This is a genomic window from Bradyrhizobium sp. 132, from assembly GCF_023074185.1.
Taxonomy (GTDB): domain Bacteria; phylum Pseudomonadota; class Alphaproteobacteria; order Rhizobiales; family Xanthobacteraceae; genus Bradyrhizobium.
This window is the reverse complement of sequence record NZ_JADPKY010000078.1, coordinates 116,500-130,775: the sequence shown is the minus strand read 5'-3', so window position 1 is coordinate 130,775 and position 14,276 is coordinate 116,500. Positions and strand designations below refer to the sequence as shown.

General features: G+C 64.3%; 14 protein-coding genes and 1 pseudogene. 3 read left to right on the top strand and 12 right to left on the bottom strand.

Annotated features, from left to right (window positions below; all coding sequences use genetic code 11):
* Position 1: 1 nt before the first annotated feature.
* The 9 genes from IVA74_RS13205 to IVA74_RS13165 form a co-directional block, all read right to left on the bottom strand.
* Positions 2-763, bottom strand: coding sequence for an SDR family NAD(P)-dependent oxidoreductase (locus IVA74_RS13205; RefSeq protein ID WP_247343988.1), 762 nt, complete (start codon positions 761-763; stop codon positions 2-4).
* Between the two features lie 26 nt (positions 764-789).
* Complete coding sequence (locus tag IVA74_RS13200) at positions 790-2,673, bottom strand: feruloyl-CoA synthase (protein WP_247343984.1); 1,884 nt, start codon at positions 2,671-2,673, stop codon at positions 790-792.
* A complete protein-coding gene (locus tag IVA74_RS13195; RefSeq protein WP_247343981.1) occupies positions 2,670-3,479 on the bottom strand; it encodes a crotonase/enoyl-CoA hydratase family protein in 810 nt (269 codons plus the stop codon). Before IVA74_RS13195 ends, IVA74_RS13200 begins: the two co-directional genes overlap by 4 nt.
* 119 nt (positions 3,480-3,598) lie before the next feature.
* The gene (locus IVA74_RS13190) at positions 3,599-3,997 is read right to left on the bottom strand and encodes a type II toxin-antitoxin system HicB family antitoxin (RefSeq protein WP_247343978.1); all 399 of its coding nucleotides are present in this window, start codon (positions 3,995-3,997) and stop codon (positions 3,599-3,601) included.
* 5 nt (positions 3,998-4,002) lie between these two features.
* Entirely contained in the window at positions 4,003-4,191 is a 189-nt protein-coding gene (locus tag IVA74_RS13185; protein WP_247343975.1) for a type II toxin-antitoxin system HicA family toxin, read from the bottom strand.
* Between the two features lie 44 nt (positions 4,192-4,235).
* Entirely contained in the window at positions 4,236-4,697 is a 462-nt protein-coding gene (locus tag IVA74_RS13180; protein WP_247343973.1) for a DUF3237 domain-containing protein, read from the bottom strand.
* Positions 4,698-4,708: 11 nt separating this feature from the next.
* Complete coding sequence (locus IVA74_RS13175) at positions 4,709-6,028, bottom strand: TRAP transporter permease (protein WP_247343970.1); 1,320 nt, start codon at positions 6,026-6,028, stop codon at positions 4,709-4,711.
* Positions 6,029-6,030: 2 nt separating this feature from the next.
* Positions 6,031-6,540: a TRAP transporter small permease gene (locus IVA74_RS13170; protein ID WP_007599673.1), complete on the bottom strand. Its 510-nt coding sequence runs from the start codon at positions 6,538-6,540 to the stop codon at positions 6,031-6,033.
* 205 nt (positions 6,541-6,745) lie between these two features.
* Positions 6,746-7,762, bottom strand: a complete 1,017-nt coding sequence (locus tag IVA74_RS13165) for a TRAP transporter substrate-binding protein (RefSeq protein WP_247343965.1) — start codon at positions 7,760-7,762, stop codon at positions 6,746-6,748.
* A 215-nt stretch (positions 7,763-7,977) separates the two neighbouring features.
* Here IVA74_RS13165 and pobA point away from each other — a divergent pair, with 215 nt between their 5' ends.
* Together pobA and IVA74_RS13155 are read left to right on the top strand one after the other, a co-directional pair.
* Entirely contained in the window at positions 7,978-9,147 is a 1,170-nt protein-coding gene (gene pobA, locus IVA74_RS13160) for a 4-hydroxybenzoate 3-monooxygenase (protein ID WP_247343962.1), read from the top strand.
* 232 nt (positions 9,148-9,379) lie between these two features.
* The gene (locus IVA74_RS13155; RefSeq protein ID WP_247343960.1) at positions 9,380-9,799 is read left to right on the top strand and encodes a PaaI family thioesterase; all 420 of its coding nucleotides are present in this window, start codon (positions 9,380-9,382) and stop codon (positions 9,797-9,799) included.
* Positions 9,800-9,957: 158 nt separating this feature from the next.
* On the opposite strand, the pseudogene IVA74_RS13150 reads toward IVA74_RS13155, so the two are convergent.
* A pseudogene (locus IVA74_RS13150) lies at positions 9,958-10,856 on the bottom strand (LysR family transcriptional regulator).
* A 120-nt stretch (positions 10,857-10,976) separates the two neighbouring features.
* On the opposite strand from IVA74_RS13150, the gene IVA74_RS13145 reads away from it, so the two are divergent.
* Positions 10,977-11,597, top strand: a complete 621-nt coding sequence (locus tag IVA74_RS13145; RefSeq protein ID WP_247343956.1) for a pyridoxamine 5'-phosphate oxidase family protein — start codon at positions 10,977-10,979, stop codon at positions 11,595-11,597.
* Positions 11,598-11,778: 181 nt separating this feature from the next.
* On the opposite strand, the gene IVA74_RS13140 is transcribed toward IVA74_RS13145, so the two are convergent.
* On the bottom strand, positions 11,779-12,510 hold the full coding sequence (locus IVA74_RS13140) for an ABC transporter ATP-binding protein (RefSeq protein WP_247343952.1): 732 nt from the start codon (positions 12,508-12,510) through the stop codon (positions 11,779-11,781).
* Positions 12,507-14,276: a branched-chain amino acid ABC transporter ATP-binding protein/permease gene (locus IVA74_RS13135; protein WP_247343949.1), complete on the bottom strand. Its 1,770-nt coding sequence runs from the start codon at positions 14,274-14,276 to the stop codon at positions 12,507-12,509. Before IVA74_RS13135 ends, IVA74_RS13140 begins: the two co-directional genes overlap by 4 nt.

The following is a 14,276-nucleotide window of genomic DNA, read 5'->3' as shown; positions in this document are numbered from 1 at the left end:
CCTATTTCGGCGCCATGCGCAGCGAGCCGTCGAGGCGCACCACTTCGCCGTTCAGGTAGGAGTTCTCGACCATGTGCAGGGCGAGTGCCGCGAACTCGTCGGCGTGGCCGAGCCGGCGCGGGAAGGGGATCGCGGCGGCGAGTGAGTCCTGGGCTTCCTGCGGCAGGTTGGCGAGCAGCGGGGTCAGGAACAGGCCGGGCGCAATCGTCAGCACGCGGACGCCGAACTGCGCCATCTCGCGCGCGATCGGCAGCGTCATACCGACGATGCCGCCCTTCGAGGCCGAATAGGCCGACTGCCCGATCTGGCCGTCATAGGCCGCAACGGACGCCGTGTTGATGATGACGCCGCGCTCGCCGGTTGCCTGCGGCTCGAGCTTGGACATCTCGGTTGCGGCAAGACGCAGCATGTTGAAGGTGCCGATCAGATTGACCTTGATCACCTTGTCGAAATCGGCGAGCGCCATCGGGCCGTCGCGGCCGACGACGCGCTTGGCAACGCCGATGCCGGCGCAATTGACCAGCACGCGCGCGGGTCCATGGGCCTTGGTCGCCTGCGCGATCGCAGCTTCCGCGGAGGCGGCATCAGAGACGTCGCAAGCCACGGCCACGCCCTTGATCTCGGCGGCGACAGTCTCGGCGAGCTTGGCATTGAGATCGAACACCGCGACCTTGGCGCCCTGCGCAGCCAGCTTTCGCGCGGTCGCCGCGCCAAGTCCCGACGCGCCGCCGGTGACGATGACAGCCTGATCCTTCAACAACATGGCGTTCTCCCTCTAGCGATGACTTCTTAGCCGACCGATATCACACGGTCCGATGGATTGGCAGCGTAGAGCTCTTCGATCAGGAGGCTGCGATGCTCGAGCACCGCGCGCTGGTTGATAGAGCCCTTGTCGGTGACTTCGCCCTTGTTGATCGAGAGTGGCGTGTCGATGAGGATCGCGCGTGTGATCCGCGTCGAGGAGCCGGTGGCTTCGCCGAGAAAACGGGTCAGCCGTTCGCGGAGAGCTTCGCGCACCAGCCGGTCGCGGCTCGCGACGACGAGATCGTCGGCCGGCAGCGTCGGGTTGATCAGCCGGCAGCCGTCGAGATCGAGCACGACCAGTGCGGAGACCTCGTCGCGGTTGATGCCGGCGATGATGACGTCGCGCACCAGCGGCGCACAGGCGGCAACCAAGCGCGCGCGCAAGGGGCCGACACTGACCCAGGTGCCGCTGCCGAGCTTGAAATCCTCACCGATGCGGCCATCGAAATCGAAGCCGGCGTTGAAATCATCGGGATCGACAGGCTTGAGCGCATCGCCGAGCTTGTAGAAGCCCTCTTCGTCGAACGATTTTGCGGTGATGTCGAGCTGGCGCCAGTAGCCGGGCATCACATTCGGCCCCTTGCAACGAACTTCCATCTTGCCGTTGTTCGGCACCAGCTTGGCGTCGTTGCCAGATACGGGAAGCCCGACATGGCCGGAGCGGCTGGTGCGCGGGTTGACCGACATGAAGAACGGCGCGGTCTCGGTGGCACCCAAGCCGGTCAGCATCGGCACGCGGTAGCCTTTTTCCTTCACGGCGAGCTCGTCGAGGCTGTTCCAGACGAACGGCGACAGCGCCGCGCCCGAGAAGAACATCGCATGCAGACGGTCGAAGAATTTTGCGCGCAGGCCCTGGTCGTCGCGCAGATAAGGCAGCAGCGACTCATAACCCTTGGGGACGTTGAAATAGACCGTCGGCGAAATCTCCTGGAGATTGCGCACGGTCTCCTCGATGCCTCCGGGCACCGGCTTGCCGGCGTCGAGATACATCGAGCCGCCGTTGTAGAGCGTCAGTCCGATATTGTGGTTGCCGCCAAAAGTGTGATTCCAGGGCAGCCAGTCGATGATGACGGGCGGCTCGTCCTTAAGGAAGGCGAGCGTCTCGCGCAGCATCACCTGGTTGGCGCAGATCATGCGCTGGGTGTTGATGACCGCCTTGGGGTTGCCGGTCGAGCCCGAGGTCAGCAGGAATTTCGCGATCGTATCGGGGCCGATCTTGTCGTGGACCTCGTCCAGATCGGCGCGGATCGGCGTTGCCATGAGATCGGCGAGCAAGGTCACGTCGCGGCCCGGGACGTGGCCGTAAGACGCGGCGATTTCGGTGCCGAGCGAGACATTGGCGGCGAGCGCGTCGGCGAATTTGTCGGCGTCTTCGGCAAAGACGAGGCCGGGCGTCAGCAGCTTCATCAAATAGGACAGCTTGCCGTAATCCTTCGACACCAGCGAATAGGCCGGCGACACCGGGCAGAACGGAATGCCGGCATAGAACGCGCCGAACGCGAGCAATGCGTGGTCGATCGAATTGCCGGAGAGGATGACGACCGGCCGCTCCGCCGACAGGCCGCGCGCAATCAGGCCTGAGGCGATGTGCCGGCTCGCGGCGAGCAGCTCGGCGTAGCTGATCTTGCGCCAGCCGCGGCCGCCTTCACGCTCGGCCATGAAGACGCGGTCGGGTGTGGTCGTCGCCCAATGATGCAGGCGGTCGGTGATACGAACCGGATAGTCGCCGAGCGGCTGTGTTGGCCGCAGATAAATCGTGCCGTCGTCGCGCCGCTCGATGTTGACGACGGGATCGCCGAACGAAATGGGCCGCAGCGGGGAAGTGCTCGCGCCGCGCTCCATGCTGGACGAGGACGGCTGCGCGCTCATGATTTCGGCTTCACCTTTGCGGTCTTGTGCTCGAGGAATTCGCGGATCCTGCGTTTTGCCTCTTTGTCGCTCTGCGCCACCGTTGCCATCAGCGACTCCATCAGGAGGCCGGCCTGCGGATTGGCTTCCGCGATCATCGGCAGTGCCTGCAGCACGGCGAAATTCGTCAGCGGCGCGTTGGAGGCGACCTTGGTCGCAAGCTCCAGCGCCTTGCCGAGGCCGTTGCCGGCTTCCGTGACATATTGCGCAAAGCCGTAGGAGGCGCCTTCGGTCGCGGTATAGACGCGCCCCGTCAGCATCATGTCCATCATCCTGGCGACGCCGATCAGCCGCGGCAGCCGCACGGAGCCGCCGCCGCCGACGAAGATGCCGCGCTGCCCCTCCGGCAGGGCGAAATAGGTCGAGGGCTCGGCGACGCGAATATGCGCCGCACAGGCGAGCTCCAGCCCGCCGCCGATCACCGCGCCCCTGAGCGCCGCGATCACGGGCACGCGGCTGTACTGAATGCGGTCGAACACCCGGTGCCACATCTGCGAATGCAGCAGGCCGCCGGTGGCGTCATGGTCGGTCAGCTCGGAGAGATCGAGACCGCTGGAGAAATGGTCGCCGATGCCGTGGATGACGACCGCGCCGATATCCTCGGGCAGGGACGCAAAACACTCGCCGATTTCCAGGATGATGCCGTCGTTGAGCGCATTGCGCTTGGCCGGCCGGTTCAGGCCGACGGTCAAAACCCGGTCCGCCCGCTCGATCCTCAATAGCCCGGAGCCGCCCGCGTCAGCGGTTTCGGCGTTTCCCTGTGTCATTTGCGTCCTTGTCAGAATAGTTATGTTCTATAACGAATTCGGGAGGAGTCAATACGGGAAGCTCTCCCCAAGGGCTGTGTGAAAGGGCGCCTTATAAGGGGGCGAGGTTCAGAAGCGTCTCAGGCCGCTTCAGTCATCAGCTTCTTCGCGGCCTGAGCAAGCAGGCCCGATCGCGTATAGCCGTGGGCCTCGGCATACTTGTCGATCTGCTCCAGGACATCTCCGGGCAGAGTGACATTGACGCGCACGACCTTTGGCTGGTCATCCTTCACCGACACCAGAATGGCGACACCGGAGCGGTTCTCGGGATCCGACATGATGTCTTCGAGCAACGAAGGCTCGGGAATAGCCACTCCGTCCTCCGCCATGCCCTCGAGGTGAAACGCCAGCGCTTCCTCGGCCATGTCGCGCGCCTCGTCGAGCGTGGTCCCCGCAGTCACGACGCCGGGCAGGTCCGGAAACGACACGCCGAAATCGCTGTCGGCATCCTTATGGATAAGACCAATGTAGTGACGCATGGCGCTTACCTCAGCTTCAGTCCTGATTGCTGTTCAATACTCTTCAACGTTCCGAGCGCGATGTCTCGCTTCGGATGAGGGACCGTGACGCGGCCCTTTTTCGACGGATGTCTGAACTGGACGTGGCTGCCCTTTTGAGCCACCTGCACCCACCCATCCTTGTGAAGGGCCGAGATAATGTCTCGACTACTCATGGTGTGTATTTATACACACTAAACAGGCGGTGGTCAACGTTGACTTACATCACCTGATGCACGTCGATCACGACGCGATCCGCATGCCGTGCCGCTGAACCCACAAAAATGTGCTCCATCAGCCAGCGGTACTTCTCATGCCCCGTCTCGAATTTCGGCACGGTGCGGAAATAGATCAGTTTTGGATCGACCGGTTCGCCGCGCTTGAGCTTTTGCAACAGCTCGACCGGGCCGAAGCGCATGCCCTTGTTCTCGACATAGACGATGGCGCCGTCGTCGGTTTCGAAGGCGTACTTCGCTTCGAGATCGATCAGCTCATTCGGGCGGATGGTCTGGAAGTCCGCCCCGAACGGCAACACGCGACCGGTGACCGCGCCCGTCACCTCGCCGCCGAGGATCGGGATGATGCGGCGAACGCCGATGCCGGTCTCGCCGGCGGTGACGACGTCGCCGATTTTTGCGGTGATGGTGAAGACGTATTTGGTTTCCAGCGCCGGTGTGGTCATCGCTTCGCCTTTCAATGCGCCATCATCCGTGTCGGCAGCCATGTCGCCAGCAGCGGGAACGCGATCAGGATCACCAGGCGCACGAGGTCTGTCGCCACGAACGGGATCACGCCCTTGAAGATGGTGGAGAAGGAGACGTCCTTCACCACGCTTTTGATGACAAAGACGTTCATGCCCACCGGGGGATGGATCAGGCCGAGCTCGACGGTCATCACGATGATGACGCCGAACCAGATCGGGTCGAAACCGAGATGCATGATCACGGGGAAGATGATCGGCACGGTGAGGATGATCATCGCCATGGCGTCCATCAGGCAGCCGAGCACGAGATACATCACCATGATCAGCGCCAGCACGCCGTAGGGGCCGAGGCCGAGGCCGGTGAGGAATTCCGTCACCTTCTGCGGGGTCTGCGTTACCGTGAGGAAATAACCGAAGATCAAGGCGCCGATCAGCACGGTGAACACCGCGGCCGCCGTGCGGGTGGCCTGGAGCAGCGACGCCAAAATCTTCTCGCGGTCGAGGCGGCCGGTCGCCACGCCGATGATGAAGGCGCCGGCAGCGCCGACGCCGCCGGCTTCGGTCGGGGTGAAGCGCGGCAAATAGGGCAGGCCGTAGAGGCCGCCGATCACGAACACGAACAGCAGCACCGGCGCCCAGATGTCCTTCAGGCCGGCAAAGCGCTCGCGCCACGGCAGCACCTTGCCCTTGGGCAGGAAGTCGGGCCGGAAATACCCGATCAGAAAGATCGTGATCATGTACATGGTCATCGCCAGGATGCCCGGGATGATGCCGGCGATGAAGAGTTTCCCGATGTCCTGCTCGGTGATGATGCCGTAGACCGCGAGCACAGTGGAGGGCGGCAGCATCGCGCCCAGCGTGCCGCCGGCCGCGATCACGCCGGTAGCAAAGGACTGCGGATAGCCGAAGCGGCGCATCTCCGGGTAGGCGACGGCGGAGAAGGTCGCGGCGGTCGCGACCGACGAGCCGCAGATCGCGGCAAAACCGCCGCAGGCGCCGACGGTGGCGATGCCGAGCCCGCCGCGCAGATGCCCGACAAAACCGTTGGCGGCGCGGAACAGCTCGCGGCTCATGCCGGAATTGCTGACGAAGGAACCCATCAGCAAAAACATCGGGATGACGCCGAAGGTGTAGTCGGTGACCGTGCGCATCGAGGTCTGGCCGACCAGTTTCAGCGCCGGCGTGGCGCCGACGAGATAGGTGAAGCCGGAGACGCCGACGAGGCCCATGGCCATGCCGACGGGCACGCGCAGCAGCATCAGTGCGAAAAGGGAAACAAAGCCGATAACGGCGACGGCATCGGTGCTCATGATTATTCCGTCGCCTTCAGCTTGGGGTCGTGCATCTCTTCGGGATGGAAGATCAGCCGGTAAGTGCGGATCGCGATTAGCAGCACGGCCGAGACGTCGCCGATCCAGGCGATCGCGAAGAACGGCCAGGTCGGCATGTGCATGTCGAAGGTCTGGACGTTGTCGTTGTAGGTGCCGCGGACCTTGTCGAACAGCGTCCAGGTCTGCACCGTGACGACGAACAGCAGCACCAGGGTTGCGAACACGTCGATCCAGCGCTGGTAGCGCGGTCCGACATTGCCCCAGACCAAATCGACCGTGATGTGGGTGCCGCGATAGGATGTCGCCGCGATGCCCCAGAAGATGAGGATGCCGAGCAGCATGCGGCCGATGTCGAAACTGTCGGGAATCGCATAGTTGAGCGTGTTGCGCAGCAGCACCGACAGGAAGATGTCGAGCGCGACGATGCCGACGAAGGCCGCTGCGATCCATTCGATCGAATCGATAACGCGATCCATCCAGCTGCGCTTCATGGGGTGGTCCTGTTCAAAAGCTTGACGAGTTCGAGGTGCGCCCGCGATCAAGCTGCGCTCCCTCTCCCGCTTGCGGGGGAGGGTCGGGGTGGGGGTCTCTCCGCAGGCGATAATCCCGATGTGGAGAGAGCCCCCACCCGGCGCTTCGCGCCGACCTCCCCCGCAAGCGGGAGAGGTACAGGGAGTGCGCAGCCGCAGCCCAGCTTCACTCCGCCAGCGCGTTGTACTTCTTCAGCGATGCCTTCAGATCCGCGAGCGCAGCATCCGGATCGGCGCCGGCTTTCTTCGCGCCGTCGGACCAGGTCTTGACCAGCGGCTCGGCGGCCTTCTTCCAAGCGGCGGTCTGCTCGGGTGTCAGCTTGTAGACCTCGTGACCGGATTCCGCCTTGACCTTGTCGATGCCGGCATCCTCGAACTTGCCCCAGTGCTCGCCGACCACGCCTGCCATCTCGATCGTGCAATTCTTGTCGATCGCGGCCTTCTGCTTGTCGGACATCGCATTGTACTTGTCCTTGTTCATCACGAACACGAAGGTCGTGGTGTAGAGCGGCGCCTCCATGTCGTACTTGGTCACCTTGTCGATGCCGAACAGCACCAGCGAGCCCCAGGGGAAGGTGACGCCGTCGGCGACGCCGCGCTCGATGATGTCGCGCACTTCGGGCGCGGAGGACTGCACGTTGGTGCCGCCGAGCGAGGTGACGAAGTTCGCCATGGTGGCGTGGGCCGGGCGGATCTTCAGGCCCTTCACGTCCTCCGGCATCACGATCTTCTTGGTGCGGGAGTGGAAGGAGGAGGGCGAGTGGACGAAAGCGAGACAGTACTTGACGTCCTTCATCTCCTTCTCGGCGTATTTGCGATACCAGGCGTCGAGCCCCATCGAGCCGCCTTTGGCATCCGAGATCAGGAACGGCAGTTCGCCGGCCCCGATGATCGGGAAGCGGCCGGGCTGGTAGCCGGGATTGACGTAGGTGACGTCGGCGATGCCGTCGCGGGCCATATCGTAATGGTCGAACGCCTTGCCCATCTGCTGGGCCGGAAACACCTTGCCCTTGATGGTGCCGCCGGAATCCTTCTCGACCGCAGCGGCCCAATCCTCCAGCGATTTCTGCAGCGGGTGCGAGGCCGGCACCCAGTGCGAGATCTTCAGGTCGAAGGTCTTGTCCTGCGCGAGCGCAGGGCTCACGCTTGCTGCCAGCAGCAACGCCAGACAGGCTTTCCTCATCACGTGTCTCTCCCTCTTGTGACGGCGGGCTTCGATGGCCCGGTCTCGTTAATTAACATGTTATCTAATTAGCCGGCGCATTCAAGCCGGAACTGGCGCGGCGTGCCGCCGCGCACTCCCCTTTTGCCCAACCGTTATATGATATAATTATCGTGCGCGGACGGCTGCGACAAGCGAGCCGCGACGAAAACCTACAGGATCGGGAGGAGCAAGTATTGCGGACAAAAGTCGCAATCATCGGTGCAGGGCCGGCTGGATTGTTGCTTGGGCAACTTCTGCGCGGTTACGGCATCGACAACGTCATCCTGGAGCGCCAGAGCCCGGACTATGTGCTCGGCCGCATCCGCGCCGGCCTCCTGGAGGAGGGAACAGTCGCGCTGCTCGACCAGATCGGCGCCGGCGCGCGGGCGCATGCCGAAGGTCTGCTGCATGAAGGGATCGAGCTGGCCTTTTCCGGCCGCCGACACCGTATCGACATGAAGGCCGCGACCGGCAAGACGGTCACGATCTACGGCCAGACCGAGGTCACGCTCGACCTGATGAATGCGCGCAAGGCCGCCGGTCTCACCTCGGTTTACGAGGTCAAGGACGTGCAGCCGCATGATTTCGACGGCGGTCGCCCGCGCGTGACCTACGTCAAGGATGGCGTCACCCACTCGATCGATTGCGACTTCATCGCCGGCTGCGACGGCTTTCACGGCGTCAGCCGCGCCAGCGTTCCGGCCTCGGCGATCGAGGAGTTCGAACGGATCTATCCATTCGGCTGGCTCGGGATCCTCTCCGATACCCCGCCGGTCAGCCACGAGCTGATCTATTCGAACCACGCCCGCGGCTTTGCGCTGTGCACCATGCGTTCGGCCAAACGCAGCCGTTACTATGTGCAATGCGCGCTCGACGACCATGTCGACCAATGGCCCGACGACCGCTTCTGGGACGAGCTCAAGAGCCGGCTCGACCAGGAGGCTGCGGACAGCCTGGTCACGGGACCCTCGATCGAGAAGAGCATTGCGCCCTTGCGCAGCTTCGTGGCCGAGCCGATGCGCTTCGGCCGGATGTTCCTGTGCGGTGACGCCGCCCATATCGTGCCACCGACCGGGGCCAAGGGGCTGAACCTCGCGGCCAGCGACGCCCATTATCTGTCGAGCGCGCTTCGCGAATTCTACGACGAGAAATCCAGCGCCGGGATCGACGCCTATTCCGCCAAGGCGCTGGCGCGGGTCTGGAAGGCCGTGCGCTTCTCCTGGTGGATGACCTCGATGCTGCACAAATTCCCCGACACCGGCACCATCGGCGCCCGCATCCAGCTCGCCGAGCTCGACTACGTCACGCAGTCGCATGCCGCGATGACCTCGCTGTCGGAGAATTACGTGGGGCTGCCGTTTTGAAAATAGCTGTCATGCCCCCGCGAAGGGGCATCCAGTACGCCGCGGCCAGTCCGTATCACGTCACCGCCTCTGGAATACTGGATCACCCGCTTTCGCGAGTGATGACAGTGGTTGTGGGGCGACAGTGCCGCTCGTTTCAAACACTCGCGCAAATTCCGTTTAAAACTTTGTAGGCGGTGAAACTGGCATCCACATCGCGTTCAATGGCGGCAGCCAACGACGCGAGCCAGACATGACCAGCACCGACATTCCCGCCGGCTTCGAGCCGCATTTCCGAAAAGCGCCCCTCACCGACCCGTGGGAGCCGCTTTATTCCAGAAAGACCGATAAGGGCGTCACCGTGGGATTGCGGCTGGCGACACCGCACACCAACGCGCGCGGGCTGATCCATGGCGGATTGATTGCGGCGCTGGCCGATGCCGCCATGGGTTACAGCTGCGCGCAAGCGACGGGCTGGACGACGTCGCTCGTCACCATCTCGCTGTCGGTCGACTACGTCGGTGCCGGCGAAATCGGTCAATGGCTCGCGGTCGAGGGTGAGGCGATCAAGACCGGCAGCACGATCTGTTTCGCGCAGAGCCTGGTCAAGGCCGACGACGCCGTGATCGCCCGCGCCAGCGGCACCTTTCGCGTCGTGCCGAAGAAGGGGTGACGTCTCCGTGCCCCGAACGCGGTGCAGCGCGCCGCGTTTGCGGCATGGTGCGCTGCAGAGCCGGGGCCCATCCATCCGCGGCTCACGCTCTGGCCCTCTGGGTCCCGGCTCTGCACAGCAACGCTACGCGTTGCAGCGCGTCCGGGACACAGGCACCGTCACCCAAATCTCCACTCCGCCGTCTCCACCACGAGATCGACGAATGCGCGCACCTTGGCTGAGAGCAGGCGCGAGGTCGGGTAGACGAGGTCGGGTAGACGATGTGGATCGGCAGTGCCGGCTGCTCGTATTTCGCCAGCACGATCTTTAGCCGCCCGCGACGCAAGCCCTCGGCGGCCTGATAAGCCAGCACCCGCGTCACGCCACCGTCGGCCTCGGCATATTGCAGGGCGGCGTCGGCGCTGTTGCTGGCGAAGCGCGGTTCCGGCGTCACCTCGATGTCGCGGCCGTCCAGTACGAAGCGCCAGCTGGCGGATGGACCGAACGCGATGGTCTGGTGCGTGAGCAGTGCCTCCGGCGTCTTCGGCTCGCCATGGCGCTTCAGGTAGCCCGGCGTCGCCACCACGATCCGCCGCATCTCGCCGACCTGGCGCGCGACCAGTGACGAGTCGGCGAGATGCCCGATCCGCACCGCGACGTCGACGGCATCTTCCACGAGATTGACGAGGTTGTCCGACAGCCGCAATTCGCAGGCGACCTCGGGATAACGCTTGAGGTAGGCGGTCATGACAGACCCGACATGGAGACGGCCGAAGCCGACCGGCGCCGACACCACCAGACGTCCGCTCGGCCGGTTGCGCTCCTCCCGCGCCGAGCCGTCGGCCTCCTCGACGTCGGCGAGGATGCGACGCGCGCGTTCCAGATAGCGCGTGCCGACGTCGGTCAGCCCCACCTGCCGGGTGGTCCGCTGCAGCAGCCGCGCGCCGAGATGTTCCTCCAGCGCCGCGATTAGCCGCGTCACCGCCGAGGGCGACAGCCGCAGTTTTCGTGCCGCCGGCGCAAAGCCGCGCAAATCGGCGACGGTGACAAAGACATGCATGGCTTCAAGGCGGTCCATCTCATTATTGCATATATTGCAACGATTAAGTGTCAAGCGGACAGATTGTTTGGGCAGCCGGAAGGTCCATTTTAGGTCCCGAAGACGCAGAGATGCGCCGGGATTTCAGGAGCTGTTCCGATGACGGCAACTCACACCTACGCCAGCGACGTGGCATTCACGCCGGCGGTGAAATCGATCCAGACCCGAAAAGGATCGCGCGAAGGCTATGCTCATGCCGAGCAGCGCGGTTGGCGCACCGAGGTCGACGAGAACCTCGCGGCGTTCATCGCTGATGCCAACAGCTTTTATTTCGCCACTGCCTCGGCCGATGGCCAGCCCTACATTCAGCACCGCGGCGGCCCGAAGGGCTTTTTGAAGGTGCTGGACAAGCAGACGCTCGCGTTCGCCGACTACGCCGGCAATCGGCAGTACATCACGCAGGGAAACGTGTCCGAAAATCCCAGGGCCTACATCTTTGTGATGGACTACGCCCATCGCCGCCGGGTGAAGATCTGGGGTGAGGCGCGCGTGGTCGAGGACGACGCCGCGCTGACGCAGTCCCTGATGCCGAAAGGCTACCGCGCGCGGCCGGAGCAGGTGATCCTGTTCAAGATCGAAGCGTGGGACACGAACTGCCCGCAGCACATCCCGCAGAAGTTCGACGCCGGCGATGTTGCGGCTGCGCTGGCGGCAAGGGATGCAAGGATCGCGGAGTTGGAGGCGGAGGTGGCAGCCCTGAAGGGGGAGAAGGTGAGCTGAAAAATGATGCTTCTTACCCTCTCCTTGTGGGAGAGGGTGGCTCGCCGCAAAGCGGCGAGACGGGTGAGGGGTCTCTCTCCGCATGCAACGGTCCCACGTTGTAATTCGCGGAGAGAACCCCTCATCCGGCGCTGCGCGCCACCTTCTACCACAAGGGGAGAAGGGAAGTAGGGCCGCGAAATCAGATCACGCTCGCGCCTTCGTGCTGGAAGCCGAGATAGCTCGCCGCCACCCGCTCGTTTGCGGCGATGTCGCTGGCCTTACCGCTGAGCACGAATTCGCCGAGCTCCATCACGTAGGCCTGATCCGCGATCTTCAATGCGGCCTGCGCGTTCTGCTCGACCAGCAGCACGGAGACGCCGGCGGCACGCAGTTCGGTGACGATGCGGAAGATGTCGGCGACGATGATCGGAGCGAGGCCGAGGCTCGGCTCGTCCAGCATCAAGAGCTTGGGCTCGCCCATCAGCGCGCGGCCCATCGCGAGCATCTGCTGCTCGCCGCCGGAGAGCGTGCCGGCGAACTGCTTGCGCCGCTCTTTCAGCCGCGGAAACAGCGTGTAGACCCGCTCCATCGAGGCTTTCGCCTTGCTTCTCTCGATCCTGAAGGCGCCGAGTTCGAGATTGTCCTCGACATTCATGGTCACGAACAGTTCGCGATGCTCGGGAACGAGACCGAGCCCCATCGCGACGCGATCCTCGATGTCGAGCCGGGAGAGGTCCTGGCCGGCAAAGGCGACGCGGCCCTTCAGCGGAAAAACGCCCATGATGGCCGAGAGCAGCGTGGTCTTGCCGGCGCCGTTGGCGCCGACGATGGTGACGATCTGGTTTTGGCCGACCTCGAGCGAGACCGAACGCACCGCCTCGACCTTGCCATAGGACACATGGGCGTCGGTGACGGACAACAGCGCGCTCATGCCGCCACTCCGAGATAGGCCTTGATCACTTCGGGATTGGTCTTGATCGTGGCCGGCGTTCCTTCCGCGATCTTGGTGCCGAAATCGAGCACCACGATGCGGTCGGCGAGGTTCATGACGAAGCCCATGTCGTGCTCGACAAGCAGCACGCTCATGCCGCCGTCGCGCAGCTCCCGCAGCAGCGTCGCGAGCCGCTGCTTCTCCATGTGGCGCAGGCCGGCGGCCGGCTCGTCGAGCAGCAGCAGCATCGGATCGACGCACAGCGCACGGGCGATCTCGACGATCCGTTGCTGTCCCAGCGAAAGCGCGCCTGCGAACTGATGCATCTGCTCGCCAAGTCCGACGCGCTCGATCTGGCGGGCGGCTTCCGCGAGCAGCTTGGCCTCGTCGGCACGGTCCAGCCGCAGCATCGAGGAGATCGGCCCGGAATGGCCGCGCAGATGCGCGCCGATCGCGACGTTCTCCAGCACGGTCATGTCAGGCACCAGCTTGACGTGCTGGAAGGTGCGGGAGATGCCGAGCTTGACGATCTCCTGAGGCGGCGCCTTGTCGACCTTGTTGCCGAGCACGGAGATCGAGCCCGAGGTGGCCGACAGCACGCCGGTGATCAGGTTGAACGTCGTGCTCTTGCCGGCGCCGTTCGGGCCGATCAGCGCAACGATCTCGCGGGCCTGGACGTCGAAGGAGACGCTGTTTACCGCGACCACGCCGCCGAATTGCTTTCGCGCCTTCTCGACCTGGAGCAGGACGCCGGATTGGCCGGCCGAACGGGCGCGCTGCGCCAGTTTCAGGGAGGTGTCCGGCTTTTTGCCACGGGTGCGCTCGGGCAGGAACGACATCAGCCAGGGCCAGACGCCGCCGGGTGCGAGCTGGAGCAGCGCCACCAGCATAATGCCGAACACGATGGTTTCGACCTGGCCGGAGCCCGGCAGGATCAGCGGCAGGTAACTCTGGAGCACTTCCTTCAGGACCACGACGAGCGCCGCGCCGAGGACGCCGCCCCAGACATAGCCGGCGCCGCCGACCACGGCGATGAAGAGATATTCGATGCCGGCCTGCGCGCCGAACGGCGTGGGGTTCACCGCGCGCTGAAGATGAGCGTAGAGCCAGCCGGAGAGGCCGGCGAGCACGGCGGCATGGATGAACACCAGCATCTTGGCCCGCGGCGTGTGCACGCCGAATGCTTCGGCCGCGACATGGCCGCGCCGGAGCGCGCGGATGGCGCGGCCGGTGCGGGAGTCCAGCAGGTTCATCGTGAGCAGCGCCGAGACGATCACGGCCACCCAGATCGCGTAATAGATCGAGCCGGGCGAGAGCATCTTGAACGAGCCGATCGACAGCGGCGGGATCGCCGAGATGCCGTCGTTCCTTCCTAAAAATTCCAGCTTGCTGAAGAGATAGAACAAGCCGAGTCCCCAGGCGAGCGTGCCGAGCGGCAGATAGTGGCCGGAGAGACGGACCGTGACGAGGCCGAGCAGCACCGCCAGCAACCCGCTGACCAGCAGCGACAGCGGCAGCGTCAGCCAGGGCGACATCCCGTAGGCCGTCGACAGCACCGCGGTGGTGTAGGCGCCGAAGCCGACGAAGGCCGCTTGTCCAAACGAGGTCAGGCCGCCGACGCCGGTCAGCAGCACGAGGCCCATCGCGACGAGGGCGGTGAGGCCGATATTGTCGAGCAGCACGATCCAGAACGGGGGCATGCCCGGAACGAACGGGATCGCCGCCATGAGAAGCGCGAAGATGAGGATGGGGAGCCGGCTCTGCAT

Coding starts and splice junctions, on each gene's coding strand:
- IVA74_RS13145 (WP_247343956.1), top strand. CDS start 10,977: ATGACGGCAACTCACACCTACGCCAGCGACGTGGCATTCACGCCGGCG.
- IVA74_RS13205 (WP_247343988.1), bottom strand. CDS start 763: ATGTTGTTGAAGGATCAGGCTGTCATCGTCACCGGCGGCGCGTCGGGA.
- IVA74_RS13135 (WP_247343949.1), bottom strand. CDS start 14,276: ATGCAGAGCCGGCTCCCCATCCTCATCTTCGCGCTTCTCATGGCGGCG.
- IVA74_RS13200 (WP_247343984.1), bottom strand. CDS start 2,673: ATGAGCGCGCAGCCGTCCTCGTCCAGCATGGAGCGCGGCGCGAGCACT.
- IVA74_RS13180 (WP_247343973.1), bottom strand. CDS start 4,697: ATGACCACACCGGCGCTGGAAACCAAATACGTCTTCACCATCACCGCA.
- IVA74_RS13165 (WP_247343965.1), bottom strand. CDS start 7,762: ATGAGGAAAGCCTGTCTGGCGTTGCTGCTGGCAGCAAGCGTGAGCCCT.
- IVA74_RS13140 (WP_247343952.1), bottom strand. CDS start 12,510: ATGAGCGCGCTGTTGTCCGTCACCGACGCCCATGTGTCCTATGGCAAG.
- IVA74_RS13155 (WP_247343960.1), top strand. CDS start 9,380: ATGACCAGCACCGACATTCCCGCCGGCTTCGAGCCGCATTTCCGAAAA.
- IVA74_RS13170 (WP_007599673.1), bottom strand. CDS start 6,540: ATGAAGCGCAGCTGGATGGATCGCGTTATCGATTCGATCGAATGGATC.
- IVA74_RS13175 (WP_247343970.1), bottom strand. CDS start 6,028: ATGAGCACCGATGCCGTCGCCGTTATCGGCTTTGTTTCCCTTTTCGCA.
- IVA74_RS13185 (WP_247343975.1), bottom strand. CDS start 4,191: ATGAGTAGTCGAGACATTATCTCGGCCCTTCACAAGGATGGGTGGGTG.
- IVA74_RS13190 (WP_247343978.1), bottom strand. CDS start 3,997: ATGCGTCACTACATTGGTCTTATCCATAAGGATGCCGACAGCGATTTC.
- IVA74_RS13195 (WP_247343981.1), bottom strand. CDS start 3,479: ATGACACAGGGAAACGCCGAAACCGCTGACGCGGGCGGCTCCGGGCTA.